Source organism: Chryseobacterium sp. SN22, from assembly GCF_008329705.1.
Lineage (GTDB): Bacteria > Bacteroidota > Bacteroidia > Flavobacteriales > Weeksellaceae > Chryseobacterium.
Genome location: NZ_VTSX01000010.1, coordinates 101970 through 121138, shown reverse-complemented (window position 1 = coordinate 121138; position 19169 = coordinate 101970). Strand labels below are relative to the sequence as shown.

Genomic DNA, 19169 nt, shown 5'->3' with positions numbered 1-19169 from the left:
CCGGTAATTAATATTCCCGGAAACCTGTGAAAATAAAGTTTGAGATAGAATTACAGTTAAGAATAAGGAGATGTTTTTCATGAGTATTAAATTTAAAATTCTGCTGTAAAATCAGGTTCGGGGTTCCGGAAAAGAATGGTAGACTTGGTGAGCCTTCGATTTCACTTGGTGAATCGTTTTCAGCAGATTACAGATATGTCTATCTTTGTTTTATGAAACTGCTTCGATCTTTTTTCTTTTTCTTGTCAGTGATCTTTGGAAATACGGCTTATTCCCAGAGCAGTAATGTTGTACAGGAAGTGAGGGTACAAAGCAAAAAGCTTGAAAAAGCAGTGGATACCAAAGACGAATCCGCACAGGCCGATTCCTACTACAACATCGGCGAAACCTTTTTTAAAGACGGAAATTTCCGCAAAAGTGAAGAATATTATACAAAGGCTAAAACGATTTACGAAAAACTAAACGACCGGTCCAATATTGAAAAGACGAGCCGTAAGCTGGCACAGTCTCAGGAAAAACAGAATAAGATTTCTCCTGCCATCAGCAATTACGGAAGGGCTGCAGAAGTGAGCGCGCCTAAAAGCCGTGCCCTGAATTCCAATGATGTGGCCAGGCTTTCCGTAAGTTCTCCCGAAGCGAAGGAAGAAGCCATCCAGAGCAATATCAAACTGAATGAGAAGGAAAACGACAACGGTGCACTGGCAACGAGCTACAGCCAGATGGCAGAGGTGAATATTCAGCAGAATGATATTCCGAAAGCGGAAGCCAACCTGACAAGCGCTTATAAAATCTCCAAAAAGGAAGCTCCGCAGCAGGCTCTGGAGATCAATCAGAAATTAACGGATTTCTATGTGGACAACAGGAAGTTTGACAAAGCCATCGAAGCCAAGAAAAATATCTTAAAAGAAAGTTTCGTAAAGGAAAGTTCTAAAAAGCAGGTGGAGCAGATTCAGGAACTGGCAGACATCTATATTAAGAAAAACGATCCGGAAGAAGCCATCGGCCTGCTGAAAAAATCGTACGGGATCGCCCTTGAAAAAGGCCACACCCTGGAAGCGCAGAAAAGTGTGAAGAAACTCGACAGTCTTTACAGTGTTTCCGAAAATACGGATGCTTCAGTAAAGCTTTATCGTGATTTCCTGGGAAAACTCCCGGAGCTTGTAGCCAAAGATAAAAGCCTGGTCGATGAAAAGGTGCTCGAAGATACCGAACAGAGAATCAGTCAGCTCGAAAAAGAAAAAGAGCTGAAAGACGAGCTGATCCGCAAGAAAAATGTGTTCAATTATGGGTTGATTGCAGCTTTGATTATTTTAACAGCCTTAATTATCTTCATTTTCAGGACCCTGAAAAAAGTGCAGGTGAAAAATAAAAAAATAGCCTTACAGTCGCTGCGCCGTGAAATGAACCCGCATTTTATCTTTAACAGCTTAAACTCGGTAAATCATTTTATTGCTACGAATAACGAACTGGAAGCCAATCAGTATCTGACCAGATTTTCAAAGCTGATGCGCGGCGTGATGGAAAATTCCACGGAAGATTTTATCCCGTTTCAGCAGGAGCTGGATCTTTTGCAGAATTACCTGGCGCTGGAAAAGACCCGCTTTGCCGATAAATTCGATTATGAAATTGACGTAGATGAAAGCCTGAATATCCAAAGCCTGAAAGTTCCCGGAATGCTCGTACAGCCTTTCCTTGAGAATGCCATCTGGCACGGACTCCGTTACAGGACGACCAAAGGTTTTCTCACCCTGCGTTTTGAAAAAGAAAACAAGCAGCTGAAAATAACCATTGAAGACAATGGCATCGGTATTGAAGAAAGCAAAAAGCAGAAAACGGAACACCAGAAAGCAAGAAAAGGACGCGGCATGAAAAATACACTCGAGCGGATTGCGCTGCTGAACGATCTCTATCATCAGGAAATACAATGTAACATCACCGATAAGAAAAATGCACAGGGTGTTGCCGTGGAAATCACTTATAAATTGGTAAACAAATGAAAATAAAAGCCGTAATCGTAGACGATGAACTGATGGCGAGAGAGGTTCTGAGAAGCTATCTCACCAAATACTGCCCGCAGGTTGAAATTTTAGGGGAAGCGGAAAACATCAGACAAGCCGTTCCTCTCATTTCTGATAAACAACCGCAGCTTGTTTTCCTGGATGTGGAGATGCCTTTTGGGAATGCCTTTGATGTGCTCGAAGCCACCAAAGACTTTTCTTATGAAACGATCTTCATTACCGCATTTTCACAATATTCTTTACAGGCCCTGAATAAATCGGCAAGCTATTACATTCTCAAGCCCATCGATATCCAGGAGCTTATTGTCGCAGTAAACAAAGTGGCGGAAAGCATTGAGAACAAAGAAGCGCTTAACCGGAATAAAATCCTGCTCGAAAATTTAAAATTGAAACCCGAGAAACAACAGCTAATCCTTCCGACGCTACAGGGATTTGATGTCGTAAAAACCGAAGACATCATCAGGCTCCAGGCAGACGGAAATTTCACCCAGGTGTATCTTACGGATGGTTCCAAGAAGATGGTCTGCCGTTTCCTGAAGCATTTCGACGACCTGCTGGAAGCTCCTTTCGTTAGGGTACACCGTTCGCACATCATCAATACCCATTTCGTTAAGTCTTACCATAAAAGCGGAACCGCAACCCTGTCCGACGGTACCGAGATCGAAGTCTCCGGCAGCTTCAAGGATAATTTCCTGAAGGTCTTTTCTTAAAAGCTGGAAAGCAGCAATTCTTTCAGGCATTATTTTTGAAGAACTCTTGATACCACAAAATATTTCGTTATGAAGATGCTGAAGAAAATAGCCATTCCCGTTTCATTGGGAATTTTAGGACTTGTAATTTTAAATTCCTGTTCCGTAGGAATTCCGAAAGGCGTAACAGCCGTTCAGGATTTCAAAGTCGATCAATACCTTGGAAAATGGTATGAAATAGCCCGCTTCGATTACAAATTCGAGAAAAATATGGATAACGTAACGGCTACCTATTCCAAAAATCCGGACGGAACCATCAAAGTTGACAACCGTGGCTATAACTACGTAAAAAAAGAATGGAAAGAATCCATCGGCGAAGCCCGGTTTGTAAGCGGTGAAAATGAAGCACGCTTAAAAGTCTCTTTTTTCAAACCGGTCTGGGCAGGCTATAACGTTGTTGATATTGATGACAACTATCAATATGCTTTAATCATGGGAAATAATTTAAAATACCTGTGGATCCTATCCCGTACCAAAGAAATTCCGGACAGCATCAGGCAAAGATTTCTTGCAAAAGCGAAAAGCGTCGGCTACAAGACCGATGAGCTGATCTGGGTGAAGCATGATAAATTAATTTAAATAATACGATTCCATAATACGATGTTTAGATTCCTGTGGAATGACAAACACGGTGTTAAAATTATTGCATAATTTAGAAGAGCATTAATCTGCCGGCTGAGGTTACTCGAAGTCAAGCAACCATCTGTAGATCCTTGGGAGATTCTTTTTTCATTTACCGGGATCACTAAAGAAAATTTCAGATTTTCTTTCTCATATGGTCTAAAATATTTTCAAAGCCGGAAATCTAACATCTTATGTTCTCATGTGTTAAGATTTTCAGTTCAAACCTTTATACTCTTTCCATTCCTCAAAACGGTGATCGATCACCTGCTTCATGAGGTCATAGTTTTCATAGGTATCTTCAATATGGTAAAATGTTTCATATTCATAATCATTCTCTTCGGCCTTCGTATCGAAAAGATTCACATAATCATCTGCAAATGAGCTGAACCGGTTTCCAAAATCCGTTTCATCCTTATAATAATCCTGTGCAAAGGCATTTCCCATCGGATTGAGGTCGTGGTCAGAGAATTTCCCGTCCATATAATCCATCACAAATTCAGCACCTGTCATTTCTCTGCGTCTGACCTTTTCGATTTCCTCTCCGGTATCTACTTTTAGTTCTTCGGAGATCAGTCCTTTATTGATACACCAGTTCAGGAACATCCCGGTATGGGTAGCGCCGTTGTTTTCAGAAAGCTCTTCGGGGAAATCTCCGCCGTAATGCCATGAAGCGTCGTCATATTTAGACATAATGATCGTTTTAAACAATTTCCGTCAAAAATAGAAAAAATCAATTTATATTGCCAGACCAACGGAAATTTCCGTCATTTGTGTAGAAATTTTTTCGACCTGCCATTATATGAAAAATGCTGTTCTGATCACCATTGGTGACGAAATCCTTTCGGGGAACACCGTAGATACAAATTCCACCTTTATTGCGACCGAACTTAAAAACATCGGGATAAAAGTTACACAGATCTTTACGATCTCAGACGAAATTGAAACCATCAAAGAAACCATACAAACTGCTTTCAGAACCGGAGATGTGATTATCACTACCGGCGGACTGGGACCAACCCGTGATGACAAAACCAAAAAAGCCATCGCTGAATTTTTCAATGACGAGCTGGCCCTTGATGAGGTAACTTTCAATCACCTGAAAGCCTATATGGAAAAGCGCGGCCGCCTGGAAATCCTGGAAAGAAACCGCGAGCAGGCCTTTGTTCCTACAAAATCCAGGGTTTTTCAGAACCACTTCGGGACCGCACCATGTACGATGATGGAAGAGAACGGCAAGCTGCTGTTCAGCCTTCCCGGGGTTCCTTACGAAGTGAAACCGCTGATCAAAGACCAGATTATCCCGTACCTGCATGAAAAATTCAGCCTGAATTATATTTCGACAAGAATCGTTTCCGTAGTTGGCATCCCCGAAAGTATCCTGGCCGATATCATCGAAGGCTGGGAACTGGCATTGCCATCAAATCTCTCTCTTTCTTATCTGCCGGTCGGAACAAGGGTTAAATTGCGTTTAACGGCAACCGGCGAAAATGAAGCACTTCTGCAGCAGCAGCTGGAAGAGGAAATCCGGAAACTTTTGCCTTTAATTAGAGATAACGTCATTGCCACTTCCGAAGACAAAATTGAGAAGATTCTTGCAGAGATTTTAACGGAGAGAAAGCTTACCATTTCTACGGCTGAAAGCTGCACCGGCGGGGAGCTGGCTAAAATGATCACCTCGGTTTCGGGAAGCTCGAATTATTTTCTGGGAGGAATCGTTCCGTATGCCACCGAAAAGAAAATAGATATCCTGAAAGTAAACAGGGAAACGGTGGAAGAATTTACAGTGGTCAGCGAACAGGTAGCGGCGGAAATGGCGGCGGGCTGTCAGAAATTATTCGGTACCGATATTTCACTGTCCTCAACAGGCGTGGCGGGACCCGGAAAAGGAGAGGATGGCAATGAAGTAGGAACGGTTTTCTATACAGTCCGTGTGCAGGATAAAGAAGTGACTTCCAAATTATACATGCCTCATCTGGAAAGGCTGGATTTTATGTATTTTGTATCGCAGAAGATAATTCAGGATTTGGTGGGAATTCTTATTAATAACTGAGTGTAATAATCAATTTTAATATTTTTTTAATTAAATACAAGCAGATATTTCACGACTTTTGTAATTTATAATCAAAAGTATAAATCGTGGAAAATTCCAGACAGATCTTTCAGACCGACAACAAAAAACGCTGGAGAAATGTGCAGTGGGGCAGCCGTATTTTTATCTTTATTGCCGTATTGCTTTTTCTGGCTTTGGGTCTGATGATGAAATTCGGCAGGAGTCCGAAGATACCTTTCAAAGAAGATTACAAGGCAGTAATTACTGCCAGCAGACCTTATCTTCAGGAAAATAAGATATCTAAAGAATACAAGGGTTTCAGAAGCTTTATTTCTGAAAAAACCATCCATACGAATCTGGCCAAAATTGAGAAGGCAAAAGCCGAAAGACTGAAAAACCAGAACCGCAACTGGTCCCAGTTTCCCGCCGGGATCCGTTCTGCCTTTTATGTAGCCTGGGATCCGCAGTCCCTGATGTCTTTAAAAAGAAACATCAGGCACATCAACCTGGTTTTCCCGGAATGGTTTTTCCTGGATCCTAAAACCGGAGACCTGAAAACCAACGTGGATCCCGAAGGATACAAGATCATCAGAAGAACGGGGGTGGCTGCAATGCCGATTCTCAGCAATAATTTCAATCAGGAATTCCATTCGGAAGGATTGGGGCAAGTGTTGAAAGATTCCTGCAGAAGAACACAGCTTATCCAGAAACTGAAACAGCAGTGCAATAAGATGCATTTCAAAGGAATCAACATCGACTTTGAAGACATGAACCTCGATTCCGATGAAAACCTGATCGCTTTCATGAAAGAACTTTCAGAAACTTTTAAGAAAGATAAGCTTTTGGTTTCCATGGATATCATGACGGATAACGACGATTACAATGTTGAAAAACTGAGCCCGTATGTCGATTATTTTGTATTGATGGCCTATGATGAATATTCCGCCGACGGCGATGCCGGACCGGTTTCCTCACAGAAATGGATCGAAGCGCAAACCGGGAAGATCCTGGCAAAAACATCACCGGAGAAAGTTATTTTAGGACTGGGAGCCTACGGCTACGACTGGAGTACCCATAAAGACGACAACAGTTCTGTGACTTACATGCAAGCCATCACCAAAGCCAGTGCCAGCAAAGCAAAAATCAATTTTGACGACAATACCTTCAACCTGAATTATTCCTATACTGATTCCAAGAACAATACGCACACCGTATTTTTCAACGATGCGGCATCGGTCTTCAACACCATGCGTTTTTCTTCGGAATATCCGCTCGCCGGAACTGCTCTGTGGAGACTGGGAAGTGAAGACAGCCGGATCTGGAATTTTTATGACAAAGACTTAACGCTTGCAGGGCTTTTAAAATTAAACTTAAAAGTGCTGGAAAATGTAAAGGGACAAACCATGGTGGATTATATCGGCGACGGCGAAGTGCTGGACGTGCTGAACACCCCGCATGACGGAAAGATTGCCGTTGAGATCGACCCGGAAGAAAAAATTATTACCGACGAAAATTACATCACCTATCCGAGTTCCTATGAAGTAAGAAAGTATGGCGGAGCTCCTCAGAAAGAACTCGTGCTTACCTTTGATGACGGACCGGATGAAACCTACACGCCGCAGGTGCTGGATGTGCTTTCAAAATACCATGTTCCTGCCGCTTTCTTTCTGGTCGGTTTAAATGCTGAAAAAAACCTTCCGTTGGTTAAAAGAATTTACCGCGAAGGCCATGAAATAGGGAATCACACTTTTACCCATGAAAATGTGGCCAAAGTAAGTCCCGAAAGAGCCCTGCTCGAAATGAAACTCACCAGACTGCTGATCGAGTGTATTACCGGACACAGCACCATCCTCTTCAGGGCACCGTATAATGCGGATTCTGAACCGACGACTTCGGAGGAAATCATTCCCGTAGCTTTGGCAAGGCAACAGAATTACCTGGATATCGGTGAAAATATCGATCCCGAGGACTGGCAGCCCGGAATAAAAGCCGATGAAATCGTAAAAAGGGTAATGGCCGGGGTAAAAGCAGAAAGAGGAAATATTATCCTGCTGCATGATGCAGGCGGCGATACGCGGGAAGAGACGGTAAAAGCATTAAAAATTTTAATTCCAACACTGCAGAAACAGGGATATCACTTCACCAACCTTACCAACATCCTGCATAAAAGCAAAAACGAACTGATGCCTGAAGTGCCGAAAACAAAAGCTTATTACGTAATGCAGCTGAACCTCATCCTGGCAACAATTATTTATGGCATCAGTTATTTCCTGGTGGCCCTGTTTACGATCTTCATCGGGTTGGGACTGATCAGGCTGTCCGTTATGCTGTACTGGGCCTTTCAGGAAAGAAAAAAGGAGAAAAAATTAGGCGTTTTCCCGATGCTGGAATCCTATCCGAAGGTTTCGGTTATTGTTCCGGCTTACAATGAAGAGGTGAATATTGTTTCTTCACTAAGCAACCTGTTGAAACAGACCTATCCGAATTTCGATGTCATTATGGTGGACGACGGAAGCAGGGATTCAACGTATGAAAAAGCCAGGGAAGCCTTTTCCGGGAATCCGAAGCTTAAAATTTTCAGTAAAATAAACGGAGGAAAAGCAACTGCTCTGAATTTCGGAATTTCTGAAACGGATGCGGAATATATAGTCTGCATTGATGCCGATACCAAACTGGAACAGAACGCGGTAAAATATTTAATTGCCCGGTTTTTAAATTCCGCGCCGGAAGATAAAATTGCCGCCGTTGCAGGAAACGTAAAAGTAGGGAATACGGTAAACTGGCTTACCAGATGGCAGTCTATCGAATATACGACCAGCCAGAACTTCGACCGGCTGGCCTATGCCAACATCAATGCGATTACGGTAATTCCGGGAGCCATCGGAGCCTTTAAAAAATCTGTTGTCGAAGAAGTGGAGGGCTATTCTTCTGATACCCTGGCGGAAGACTGTGACATTACCGTAAAAATTCTGAGAGAAGGATATACCGTAGCCAATGAAAACAGGGCGGTTGCCGTAACCGAAGCGCCTGAAAGCGTAAAGCAGTTTTTAAAACAGCGCTTCAGATGGACTTACGGCATTATGCAGATGTTCTGGAAACAAAGACAGACCTTTCTGAATCCGAAATACAAAGGCTTAGGACTATGGGCAATGCCGAATATTTTATTGTTCCAGTATATCATCCCGTTTTTCTCACCGATGGCTGATCTTATCATGTTTTTCGGTCTCTTATCAGGAAACGGCGGGAAAATATTCGGCTATTATCTGATCTTTCTTCTGGTGGATGCTTCACTGGCCTTCATTGCCTTTATCATGCAGCGCGAGAAAATCGTTAACCTGCTGTATGTCATTCCGCAGAGATTCGGTTACCGGTGGCTGATGTACATCGTCCTGTTCAGAAGCCTGAGAAGGGCGCTTAAAGGCGAAATGCAGTCTTGGGGATTCCTGAAAAGAACCGGGAATGTAAAAGAAATCGCAAATTCTTAATATTTGATTAAATTTGTTTTCATAAAAAGTAACGAATTAAAAAAAAGTTATACTTATTGTATAAATTGTAATTATAATGAAAAAACTAACGCTTTCCCTGCTTTTATTGGGAGGACTATGTTCACAGACGGTGAACGCTCAGGCGACAGACAAAGGCCTGGATCTTACCCTGATGGATAAATCGGTACGTCCGCAGGATGACTTTTATAACTTTGTAAGCGGAACATGGATGAAGACGGCTAAAATCCCTTCCGATAAACCTACCTGGGGAAGTTTCAACAAGCTGGCTGACGATACGGACAACAATTCCATGACTATCCTGAACTCGCTTCTGAAAGATAAATTTGCTGACGGAACAGAAGGTAAAAAAATCCAGGACCTTTACGCTTCGTACATGGATATGGCCAAAAGAAATGCAGACGGCATCAAGCCGATCCAGGCCAACCTGAATAAGATCGACGCTATTAAAAACGTAAATGACCTTCAGAATTATTTGATTTCCGTAACCAAAGAAGGAGAGAATAATTTCTACGGATGGGGCGTGGATGCGGATCTTAAAGATTCCAAAATGAATGCGGTGTATCTTGGAAATGCTTCTTTAGGACTGGGAAGAGACTATTACCAGAAAGTAAACGAAAAGAATACCGAGGCTTTGGCGGAATACACAAAATATGTGGCTTCCATGCTGAAAGAATTAGGATATAAAAACGCGGATGCGGCTGCAAAAGGTATCGTTGATTACGAGAAAAGCATCGCTCAGACCTATCTGACCAACGAGCAGAGCCGTGACAATACCCTCCAGTACAATCCGAAAACCATGGCTGAGCTTTCCGCTCTGGTAAAAAATGTAGACCTTGCGGGTTACCTAAAAAAGGTAGGCGTAACTTCAGATAAGGTGATCATTGGGGAATTAGGCTATTACAAAAATTTAGATAAATTCATCAACGCCAAGAATCTTCCTGTGATCAAAGATTATCTTAAATTCCACATGATCCATGGCAGTGCTTCTTATCTAAGCGAAAAGATCGGAGATATGAAGTTTGCTTTTTACGGTAAATACCTGAGAGGCCAGCAGGAGCAGAGGGCTTTGAACAAAAGAGGGTTTGAGCTGATCAACGGAACTTTGGGCGAAGCGTTCGGAAAATTATACGTTGAGAAATATTTCCCTGCGGAAGCCAAAGCGCAGATGGTAGAACTGATCGATTACCTGAAGAAAAGTTTCGCGGTACACATTAATAATTTAGCGTGGATGTCTTCAACAACCAAGGAAAAAGCGACGCAGAAATTAAATAAATTCACGGTAAAAGTAGCTTATCCGGATAAGTGGAAAGATTATTCCAAATTAACCATCGTTCCTGAATCCAAAGGCGGAAACCTGTATTCCAACCTTCAGAACATTACGGAATGGCAGTACAACAAAGACCTTGCTAAAATCGGGAAACCGGTGGATAAATCAGAGTGGGGAATGACGCCACAGACGGTGAATGCCTACTATAACCCGGTAAATAACGAAATCGTTTTCCCGGCTGCCATCCTTCAGCCGCCATTCTTCAATCCTAAAGCGGATGCTGCCGTGAACTTCGGAGGAATCGGTGCGGTAATCGGTCATGAAATGAGCCACGGATTCGATGATTCCGGAGCGCAGTTTGATGCCGACGGAAACCTGGTAGACTGGTGGACACCGGAAGATAAAGCCAACTTCGAAAAAGCAACCAAAGCTTTGGCTGCACAATATGACAAATATGAGCCTGTAAAAGGAACTTTCGTCAACGGGACCTTTACCAACGGTGAAAACATCGCCGACCTAGGCGGGGTAAACATCGCTTATGATGCCTTGCAGATGTATCTGAAAGATAAAGGAAATCCGGGGATGATCAGTGGGTACAGCCAGGATCAGAGGTTCTTCTTGAGCTGGGCAACCGTGTGGAGAACTTTATCAAGTGAAAAATACATGGTGAATCAGGTGAAAACCGATCCTCACTCTCCGGGATATTTCAGAAGTTTCGGACCTTTAACCAACGTTGACGCTTTCTATAAAGCATTCGACGTAAAAGAAGGTGACAAACTTTATAAGAAGCCGGCAGATCGGATCAAAATCTGGTAGTCCATTCTTAAATATCATAAAAACCGTTCAGCAATGAGCGGTTTTTTTATGGAAAATACAGCCGACTTTAGCTGAAGTTTATCTTCAGCCGGTAATTATTTACTTAAACTGGTGTTTTCTTGTGGTACAAATAAGCGGTCAAGATTACAATCAAATTTGTATATTTGGTAAGTTTGTGTAAATCAAAATATATTTAAATGAAAAAGCTAAATATCGGGATACTTGCCTTTTCGGGACTGGTATTCCTAAATTCGTGCGGTACAGCAAAGACGGCGGATACTCAGAAACCGGAAACCGTGAAGGAAGCGGCCGCGGAGCCGGTGAAAAAAGAAGAAATGAAAGAAGAAGGACTGAATTTGGCCTATATGGATAACTCCGTACGTCCGCAGGATGACTTTTTTAGCTACGTTAATGGAAATTGGGTGAAGACCACACAGATTCCTTCCGATAAAGCGAGCTGGGGATCTTTCAATGCGTTGAGGGAAAATGTAGACGATGCTTCCCTGGATATTTTAAATAAAATTTTATCCGAATCGTATCAGGCAGGTTCCGAAGGACAGAAAATCCAGAATCTATACGCCTCTTTTATGGATACCGGTAAAAGAAATGCAGAAGGCCTGAATCCGATCAAGGGAGACCTGGCAAAAATCGATGCCATCAAAAACCTGAACGATCTTCAGAAATACTTACTGGAAGCAACGAAAGTAGGCGACAATTCCTTCTACGGCTGGAGAGTAGGCGCCGATATGAAAAATTCCAATATGAATGCAGTATATCTTGGCGGGCCGGACCTTGGTTTGGGAAGGGATTACTATCAGAAAGTCAATGAAGCCAATACCAAAACCCTGGCGGAATATCAGGCATATGTCGGGAAACTCTTCGGCGTTCTAGGATATAAAAATGCGGATGCTGCATCGAAAAACGTAGTGGATTTCGAAAAGCAGCTGGCCAATTACTTATTGACACTTGAGCAGAACAGAGATGCCAATTTAAGATACAATCCTAAAAACGTATCGGAACTGCCGGCTTTGGTTAAAAATATCAATCTTCCGAAATACTTAAAAGAGGCAGGCGTCAGTACCGACCGTGTGATTGTCGGCGAATTGAAGTATTACCAGAATATGGATTCGTTCCTGACACAGAAAAACCTGCCGTTGCTGAAAGATTATCTGAAATATCATTTAATTAATGGAAATGCCAGCAATTTAGATGAAAATCTGGAACAGATCCGGTTCGATTTCTATTCCAAATACCTTCAGGGCCAGAAAGAACAGCGGCCGATGAACAAAAGAGGACTGTCTCTTGTAAACGGTGTTCTGGGAGAAGCTTTCGGAAAACTGTATGTTGAAAAATACTTTACGCCTGAAGCCAAAGCGCAGATGGAGACATATATCGATTATATTTTAAAGTCATTCAAAACCCATATCAACGATATGGACTGGATGTCTCCGGAAACCAAAGTAAAAGCACAGGACAAACTGTCGAAATTTACAGTAAAAATCGCTTATCCGGATAAATGGAAAGATTATACCCAATTAAAAGTGGAATCTCCGAAAGCAGGAGCAACCTTATATTCCAACCTTCAGAATGTGTCGGCGTGGCAATACCAGAGGAGCCTCGATAAAGTAGGAAAACCTGTTGATAAATCGGAATGGGGAATGACGCCGCAGACGGTAAATGCTTACTATAGCGGATCCAACAACGAAATCGTTTTTCCTGCTGCAATCCTTCAGCCTCCGTTTTATAACCCTAATGCAGATGCTGCCGTAAATTTCGGTGGAATCGGAGCGGTAATCGGCCATGAGATTTCCCACGGATTCGATGACAGCGGTTCCAGATTCGACGGTGACGGTAACCTGAACAACTGGTGGACGGATGCGGACCGTAAGAATTTTGATGCCAAAGTAGCCCAGCTGGCTGCCCAGTACAGTGCTTACGAGCCGGTAAAAGGAAGCTTCGTGAACGGTAAATTCACCAGCGGTGAAAACATCGGGGATCTGGGAGGAGTAGCGGTTGCCTACGACGCGCTTCAGATGTACCTGAAAGACCACGGCAATCCGGGACCGATCAGCGGTTTTACGCAGGACCAGCGGTTCTTTATGAGCTGGGCAACGGTGTGGAGAACAAAATCCACCGACCAGTACATGACCAACCAGGTGAAGACCGATCCGCATTCACCGGGCGTTTTCAGGGCATTCGGGCCATTGGTAAACCAGGATTCTTTCATCAAGGCATTCGATGTAAAGCCGGGCGATAAAATGTATAAAGCGCCTCAGGACAGAATAAAAATCTGGTAAAAAGCCGGAAAATTGTTAGAAAGAAAAAACGCATCGGAAATGGTGCGTTTTTTTATTTATTTTTCCTAGTTTAGTGAAGCCGGAAATATCGGTTTTTTGCTGATGTTGATCCGCTAAACAATATTTCAAAAAAATCTTAACAAAATTTTTTATGTTACAGTTTTTTTTTAAATTTAAACATTGGATTGGTCAGTTATTTGATGCTGATAAAAACAATGAACACCAAAATAGGAAATCTCAAAATAACAACAATATGGCAATGTTTAATTATGGCGTTGGCGGAAACGAAGTAAAAGTAGACGCTAATGAAGCTATTCAGCAGATACAGGAGAACAAGTCGCTGATAGTGAGCCAGCTTACAACAGAAGAATCTTACGTTCCTGAAATTGTGACAGGATTAAAAACCGTGGAAGACGTCTTCAGACATTTCCAGCCTTCTGTACACGTTCAGCACGAAACGGAAGACGGTAATGTAGTAGAAGAAGAATTCCGTTTCCAGAATCTTGCGGACTTCACTCCCAGAAACCTTACGCAGAAATCAGAATACCTACAGAAGCTGAGCATGGAGCAGGAGCAGTACAATAAAATCGTACGCCAGCTGAAAACCAATAAAATTCTGCGCAATATGCTTGAAAATGACCAGACCAGAGCTGCATTTGTAGAGGTATTGAAAGAAGTGGCCCAAGAACTTGAAAAATAATCTAAAGACTCACGAATCATGGACAGTAAATTACAGGCAGCTGAAAACCAACAACAGCACGGGCAGCAGCAACATGCAGGCCAGCCCAAAGGTAATCCGCTCGCCGAACTCAATAAAATAGGAGGTTTCGGTTTTGTAGAATCCGTTGTAGACGGCATCGCCAATATGAACCCCACCAGAAAAGCCAGAAAGGAAATCTTCCTGAACGACAACAATAAAGCAGAAGAAAGAAAAGAACTTCTTCAGAAAATCAACCTTTGGGTGGAGCTTCTGGAAGGCAATGAATCTGCAGATAAAATGGCTGATACCTGCAAATCCAAAGCACAGGCAGCTGACCAGAATCTGAAATTAAACCTGAAAAATACACTGGACGCCGTTCGTTTACTCGAAACCAACTATAGAACGGTTGCCCAGTTTTATAAAAACACCGAACTGGATAAGGTAGATAACGTAAGCATCGTGAATGCAAGCTTAGATCAGGTTTCAGACCTTGATAATCCGTTGTTTATTGATGCGGTGGCAGAAGAATTTAAAAATTACTACGACCGTCTGGATCTTAGGGATAATTATTCCATCCTGGCAATCCCGGGATACCTGGGCTCCAATAAAGTTGTTGAAAAATGGGCAAAAATCTGTAATGAGAACAAGGTGATGATGATTACCGATTTCGCCAACCTCGACAAGCCGGATGATGTAGTAGATTTATTCCATTCAGCCAACCTTACCGGCGGCGAGCTTCACAGAAGTAATGTAATTATGACGTGTAACTGGCTGGTAGGCCGGGGAAAAGCTGAAGAAGTAGGAGAAGAGGAAAATGTAGAACTTCCGCCTTCCACTTCACTGGCCGGAAAAATCCATAAGACGCTGATGTCCCAGGTAGCCGCAGGAAAGAAGCACGGTAACATCAATGAAGTGGATGCCGTAAAATTCGAGCTGAAAAAAAGCGAAATTTCCCAGTTGGAAAAAATGGGATTGGTGCCGATGGTAAACGAATACGGAAAAATCATGGCGTTTTCTGCTAAAACATTGTTTACCGGAGACAATATCGGACTTCAGACTTACTCTGTGGTACGTGTATTCGACTATGTAACCAAAGTATTACTTGACTTCCTGAACAGAAGGGCTTTTGAAAACTGGAATGCCAAGAATGAAGATGATCTTAGAAGGCAGATCGTAACTTTCCTCGATGGAATCAAAGGTCCGGACAAACTGATCGAAAAATTCAAGATCGTACGTTTTGAACAGGATAAAGTAAATAAAGACCGCGTTTGGCTGGATATCCGTTTAACCCCTTATTTCCCTACTAAAAGTTTTGTTATCAAACTGGACGGGCATAAAGGAGATGACGGTAATGAATGGGATGCCGAATATCTTCAGGACTGATCTTAACTCAATTAAAATACTAAACCGATGGAATTTCACATCGGTTTTTTTCTACCGAATTATTAAATCATTATGAAAAAGAAGCTGCTGTACATTCTGCCGGTACTTTTTGGATGGGTAGGCTGTGAAGAAAAGAGAATTCATCAGGACCAGAAAATTGACCTTTTTGCCGATGAAAGACAGGAAGGAAAGGCCTATATCATGAAACCTCAGGAGTGTTTTAATGAAAGCGATATGGTGGTTTCGTCGGCAGACATCCAACTCGTCGACCAGTCTTCCGGCCGCGGAAGATCGGTTTTTATCTACCGGGTGAATTCAGGGAAAGTGCTTAAGACCACCAGGGATTCGGTGGTGGTTTTTCCGTTTCAGTTTCTTTCCAACCAGCGGCTGGCGTTCCGCCGCGATTCTGCTTCTTACACCTATCTTAAAAAACTGGAAGGCTACCGTTTTATTGCCAAACCGATGAACCTGAAATACCAATGGCTGAAAGCGGCCCCGGTCTATTCGGTAAAAGCTGAACAATAAAGCATTATCTTTGCCATATTAAAATTCCGGCACCTTAGACTTTATAAGCTGGCCATTTGCTGAAAAGCAGATTGTACCGGCTTTCTATTCAACCGGCCGGGATCTGAATAACGATTAGAAATTTTGAAAAATATAAATAAAGAGCCGGATTTCAGGCATATCGGCAATAAGCTTCTCAGCTGGTACAACACCAATGCCAGGGACCTCCCTTTCAGACAGACAAAAGATCCTTATAAAATCTGGATCTGTGAAATTGTCTTTCAGCAGACCAGGATCAGCCAGGGCTTAGGCCACTACAATAATTTTGTGGCCAGATTTCCGGATGTAAAGACCCTGGCAGAAGCCCAGGAAGATGAAGTACTGCTGTACTGGAAAGGCCTGGGTTATTATTCCCGAGCCATCAATATCCATAAAGCGGCCCGGCAGATCATGACTGATTATCATGGGGAATTCCCTCATCAATATGAAGAGATTTTAAAGCTGAAGGGAGTCGGGAAGTATACGGCGGCGGCAGTTTCCAGCATCTGCTTCAATGGAAAGATTCCGGCGGTGGATGGTAATTTCTACCGGGTATTGAGCCGGGTTTTCGCTGACGGTTTCGATATTTCCAACTCAAGGGCTTTCAATTATTTTTCAGAGTTGGCGCATCTCATTTTACCGGATAATGTCGGCGATTTCAATCAGGCCATGATGGATCTGGGTTCCGAAATCTGCAAGCCTAAAAATCCGCTTTGCCGGGAATGTCCTATCAATGGAGACTGCCTGGCCTTCTCCATGAACAGAGTCTCCGAATTCCCGGTTAAAGCCAAAAAAACGAAAGCAAAGGACCTGGAATTGAAATATTACTTCGTCCATAGAAACGGACAGTTCCTGATTCAGCAGCGGAAAGACGATTTCATCTGGAAAAAGCTGTTTGAATTTCCGCCCGAGATTTCCGAGGAGCTGGTGGCGTTCATTGTAGGAGTAAAAACCGTCAGCCATAAACTGACCCACAAAAACCTCAGCATCGAAATTTACAACGTAGAAGTGCAGTCCGAAGAAACCTGGAATCATTTTATTGCCGAAAACAACTATCTGGTTACCGATGTGGAAGCTTCCCACGAAAAATCATTTCCGAAACCCCTGGAAACCTACATCCGGAATTATGAGGAGGCGTACCGGTTTTTGTAATCCTATAGTAAATTATACATCATATCCTATATTAGAGAAAACACCGGAAAGATCTGAATTTGCTTTATTTCCTCTTCAACAGGGATTTATGCACCGGTTTGTCATTCCGAAGGAATCCCGACATAGTATTAAAGAAGCCAGAAAGATTCAGGGTTAGACTCCTCCAAAATGACAAAAGTGCCGGAAATTTTAGTTAAAATTTTACCGCATTGTTGTCATATATGCAATGATTTTAGAGAAGAGAAAAATTTAAGCTTCCTATAAATGAACAAAGGTGCTGAAAAAATACCCTTCGCGGTCTCTTCCAAATGAATCGAAGATTCAACATAATCAAACGGCTCTGTGGGCTAAAGCAGTTAGTTGTAAAAGTACTTTGTGCACTCTGCGTTCAGAAGCGGCATTCATATTGAATCCAAAACTCCTTGAAATGCTGAAATTTGTCTTCTGAAATCTGAAATCTAATTTGTACTTTTGCAAAATGTTTAAAAACGCGATTTTTATTTTTGTAACCCTGCTTTTGGTATCGTGTGGAAAAGATCCGGTGCCGAAGCCTTACGGAGAACTCCGGCTGGAATATCCGAAGCCTCAGTACCACAAATTTGAAAACAACTGTAATTATACCTTTGAATATTCTGATTTTGCAAAAATTACCGATGCGAAAAAACCATGCTGGTACTATCTGAATTATCCGAAAATGAAAGCCAAGGTTTTCGTAACCTATTATCCGATACAGAACGATTTTGCCGATCACATCAAGGAAGCGGAAAAAATGGTGTACGAACATACCATCAAGGCCAGCGCCATCGATACAAAATCTTTCGAATACCCTGACAAAAAGGTGTACGGCAACTTTTACGAATTGAAAGGACAGAGCGCCTCCAATCTTCAGTTTTACATCACAGACAGCACGAAGCATTTCGTGACGGCTTACTTATATTTCAACACCAGGCCGAAGCCTGATTCACTGGCTCCTGCGGTAGACTATATCAAAAAAGATATGAAGCACCTGCTCGATACTTTTGAATGGAAAAAATAATTGACTTTTATAATACTTTGAAAAAAATATGAAACTTTTAGTTGTAGGAAGTGTTGCGTTCGACGCAATCGAGACGCCATTTGGAAAAACAGATAAAATTTTAGGAGGTGCTGCCACGTATATCGGGATCACTTCATCCATTCTTGGCGTTAAGTCCGGAATCGTTTCTGTAGTAGGAGGAGATTTCCCTCAGGAGCATCTGGATATGTTTACCGATAGAGACATCAATATTGAAGGAATCGAAATAGTAAAAGAAGGAAAAACATTCTTCTGGGCAGGAAAATACCACAATGATCTTAATACAAGAGATACTTTGGCAACGGAAGTTAACGTACTGGAAAACTTCGATCCTAAAATCCCGGATTCCATGCAGGATGCGGAAATCCTGTTGTTGGGGAACCTTCACCCGGGCGTACAGCTTTCCGTACTGGAAAAAATGCATAACCGTCCGAAGCTGGTAATCCTGGATACCATGAACTTCTGGATGGATTCCGCACTGGATATTTTAATGGAAATGATTGCCAAGACAGATGTGATCTCCATCAACGATGAAGAGGCAAGACAGCTTTCAGGAGAATATTCTCTGGTAAAGGCTGCTAAAAAGATCCATGAAATGGGTCCGAAATACGTTATCATCAAAAAAGGGGAACACGGTGCTTTGCTGTTCCACGACCATAAAGTGTTTGCTATTCCTGCATTGCCTCTGGAAGACGTTTTCGATCCGACAGGAGCCGGAGACACTTTCGCAGGAGGATTTGCAGCCTATCTTGCCAAGAAAGAAAAGATCGATTTTGAAACCATGAAATCCGCTTTGATCGTAGGTTCGGCCATGGCTTCTTTCACGGTGGAAAAATTCGGAACCGAAAGAATCCAGGAAGTCAGCGAATCCGATATGTTCGAAAGGTTGAGACAATTTAAGGAACTGACAACCTTCGATGTGGAACTCCAGTAAATAGCTTTCTTTTAAGAAATATTTATAATAAAAAATTTAGTCTGATTCATTAAGAATTCTAAATTTGCAACTTGTT

Annotated in this window: 14 protein-coding genes; 13 read left to right on the top strand and 1 reads right to left on the bottom strand. The window is 42.4% G+C overall.

The genetic code is table 11. The annotated features are described in order from the left end of the window. Positions 1–212: 212 nt before the first annotated feature. The 3 genes from FY557_RS08620 (at position 213) to FY557_RS08610 (ending at position 3346) form a co-directional block, all read left to right on the top strand. The gene (locus tag FY557_RS08620; RefSeq protein ID WP_149246854.1) at positions 213–1997 is read left to right on the top strand and encodes a histidine kinase; all 1785 of its coding nucleotides are present in this window, start codon (positions 213–215) and stop codon (positions 1995–1997) included. Further along, complete coding sequence (locus FY557_RS08615) at positions 1994–2728, top strand: LytR/AlgR family response regulator transcription factor (RefSeq protein WP_149246853.1); 735 nt, start codon at positions 1994–1996, stop codon at positions 2726–2728. Before FY557_RS08620 ends, FY557_RS08615 begins: the two co-directional genes overlap by 4 nt. Before the next feature lie 69 nt (positions 2729–2797). Next, positions 2798–3346 carry a lipocalin family protein gene (locus tag FY557_RS08610; RefSeq protein ID WP_149246852.1) on the top strand — a complete coding sequence of 183 codons (549 nt, stop codon included), beginning with the start codon at positions 2798–2800 and terminating at the stop codon, positions 3344–3346. Between the two features lie 258 nt (positions 3347–3604). Here FY557_RS08610 and FY557_RS08605 read toward each other — a convergent pair whose 3' ends face one another. Then, a complete protein-coding gene (locus FY557_RS08605) occupies positions 3605–4081 on the bottom strand; it encodes a hypothetical protein (RefSeq protein ID WP_149246851.1) in 477 nt (158 codons plus the stop codon). A 109-nt stretch (positions 4082–4190) separates the two neighbouring features. Here FY557_RS08605 and FY557_RS08600 point away from each other — a divergent pair, with 109 nt between their 5' ends. The 10 genes from FY557_RS08600 (at position 4191) to FY557_RS08555 (ending at position 19093) form a co-directional block, all read left to right on the top strand. After that, entirely contained in the window at positions 4191–5441 is a 1251-nt protein-coding gene (locus FY557_RS08600) for a CinA family nicotinamide mononucleotide deamidase-related protein (protein ID WP_149246850.1), read from the top strand. A gap of 86 nt (positions 5442–5527) precedes the next feature. Further along, entirely contained in the window at positions 5528–8926 is a 3399-nt protein-coding gene (locus FY557_RS08595; protein ID WP_149246849.1) for a polysaccharide deacetylase family protein, read from the top strand. 76 nt (positions 8927–9002) lie between these two features. Further along, a complete protein-coding gene (locus tag FY557_RS08590) occupies positions 9003–11030 on the top strand; it encodes a M13 family metallopeptidase (protein ID WP_149246848.1) in 2028 nt (675 codons plus the stop codon). A gap of 197 nt (positions 11031–11227) precedes the next feature. Next, positions 11228–13327, top strand: a complete 2100-nt coding sequence (locus FY557_RS08585) for a M13 family metallopeptidase (RefSeq protein ID WP_149246847.1) — start codon at positions 11228–11230, stop codon at positions 13325–13327. A 253-nt stretch (positions 13328–13580) separates the two neighbouring features. Then, positions 13581–14027, top strand: a complete 447-nt coding sequence (locus FY557_RS08580) for a type VI secretion system contractile sheath small subunit (RefSeq protein WP_228451734.1) — start codon at positions 13581–13583, stop codon at positions 14025–14027. A gap of 18 nt (positions 14028–14045) precedes the next feature. Beyond that, a complete protein-coding gene (locus tag FY557_RS08575) occupies positions 14046–15410 on the top strand; it encodes a DUF5458 family protein (protein WP_149246845.1) in 1365 nt (454 codons plus the stop codon). 72 nt (positions 15411–15482) lie between these two features. Further along, positions 15483–15935, top strand: a complete 453-nt coding sequence (locus FY557_RS08570; RefSeq protein WP_149246844.1) for a hypothetical protein — start codon at positions 15483–15485, stop codon at positions 15933–15935. A gap of 123 nt (positions 15936–16058) precedes the next feature. Further along, positions 16059–17105 carry an A/G-specific adenine glycosylase gene (mutY, locus tag FY557_RS08565; protein ID WP_149246843.1) on the top strand — a complete coding sequence of 349 codons (1047 nt, stop codon included), beginning with the start codon at positions 16059–16061 and terminating at the stop codon, positions 17103–17105. Positions 17106–17583: 478 nt separating this feature from the next. Further along, complete coding sequence (gene gldD, locus FY557_RS08560; RefSeq protein WP_149246842.1) at positions 17584–18141, top strand: gliding motility lipoprotein GldD; 558 nt, start codon at positions 17584–17586, stop codon at positions 18139–18141. 28 nt (positions 18142–18169) lie between these two features. After that, positions 18170–19093, top strand: coding sequence for a PfkB family carbohydrate kinase (locus tag FY557_RS08555; protein ID WP_149246841.1), 924 nt, complete (start codon positions 18170–18172; stop codon positions 19091–19093). The last annotated feature ends 76 nt before the right edge of the window (positions 19094–19169 follow it).

Coding starts and splice junctions, on each gene's coding strand:
- FY557_RS08620 (WP_149246854.1), top strand. CDS start 213: ATGAAACTGCTTCGATCTTTTTTCTTTTTCTTGTCAGTGATCTTTGGA.
- FY557_RS08615 (WP_149246853.1), top strand. CDS start 1,994: ATGAAAATAAAAGCCGTAATCGTAGACGATGAACTGATGGCGAGAGAG.
- FY557_RS08610 (WP_149246852.1), top strand. CDS start 2,798: ATGAAGATGCTGAAGAAAATAGCCATTCCCGTTTCATTGGGAATTTTA.
- FY557_RS08605 (WP_149246851.1), bottom strand. CDS start 4,081: ATGTCTAAATATGACGACGCTTCATGGCATTACGGCGGAGATTTCCCC.
- FY557_RS08600 (WP_149246850.1), top strand. CDS start 4,191: ATGAAAAATGCTGTTCTGATCACCATTGGTGACGAAATCCTTTCGGGG.
- FY557_RS08590 (WP_149246848.1), top strand. CDS start 9,003: ATGAAAAAACTAACGCTTTCCCTGCTTTTATTGGGAGGACTATGTTCA.
- FY557_RS08585 (WP_149246847.1), top strand. CDS start 11,228: ATGAAAAAGCTAAATATCGGGATACTTGCCTTTTCGGGACTGGTATTC.
- FY557_RS08580 (WP_228451734.1), top strand. CDS start 13,581: ATGGCAATGTTTAATTATGGCGTTGGCGGAAACGAAGTAAAAGTAGAC.
- FY557_RS08575 (WP_149246845.1), top strand. CDS start 14,046: ATGGACAGTAAATTACAGGCAGCTGAAAACCAACAACAGCACGGGCAG.
- FY557_RS08570 (WP_149246844.1), top strand. CDS start 15,483: ATGAAAAAGAAGCTGCTGTACATTCTGCCGGTACTTTTTGGATGGGTA.
- gldD (WP_149246842.1), top strand. CDS start 17,584: ATGTTTAAAAACGCGATTTTTATTTTTGTAACCCTGCTTTTGGTATCG.
- FY557_RS08555 (WP_149246841.1), top strand. CDS start 18,170: ATGAAACTTTTAGTTGTAGGAAGTGTTGCGTTCGACGCAATCGAGACG.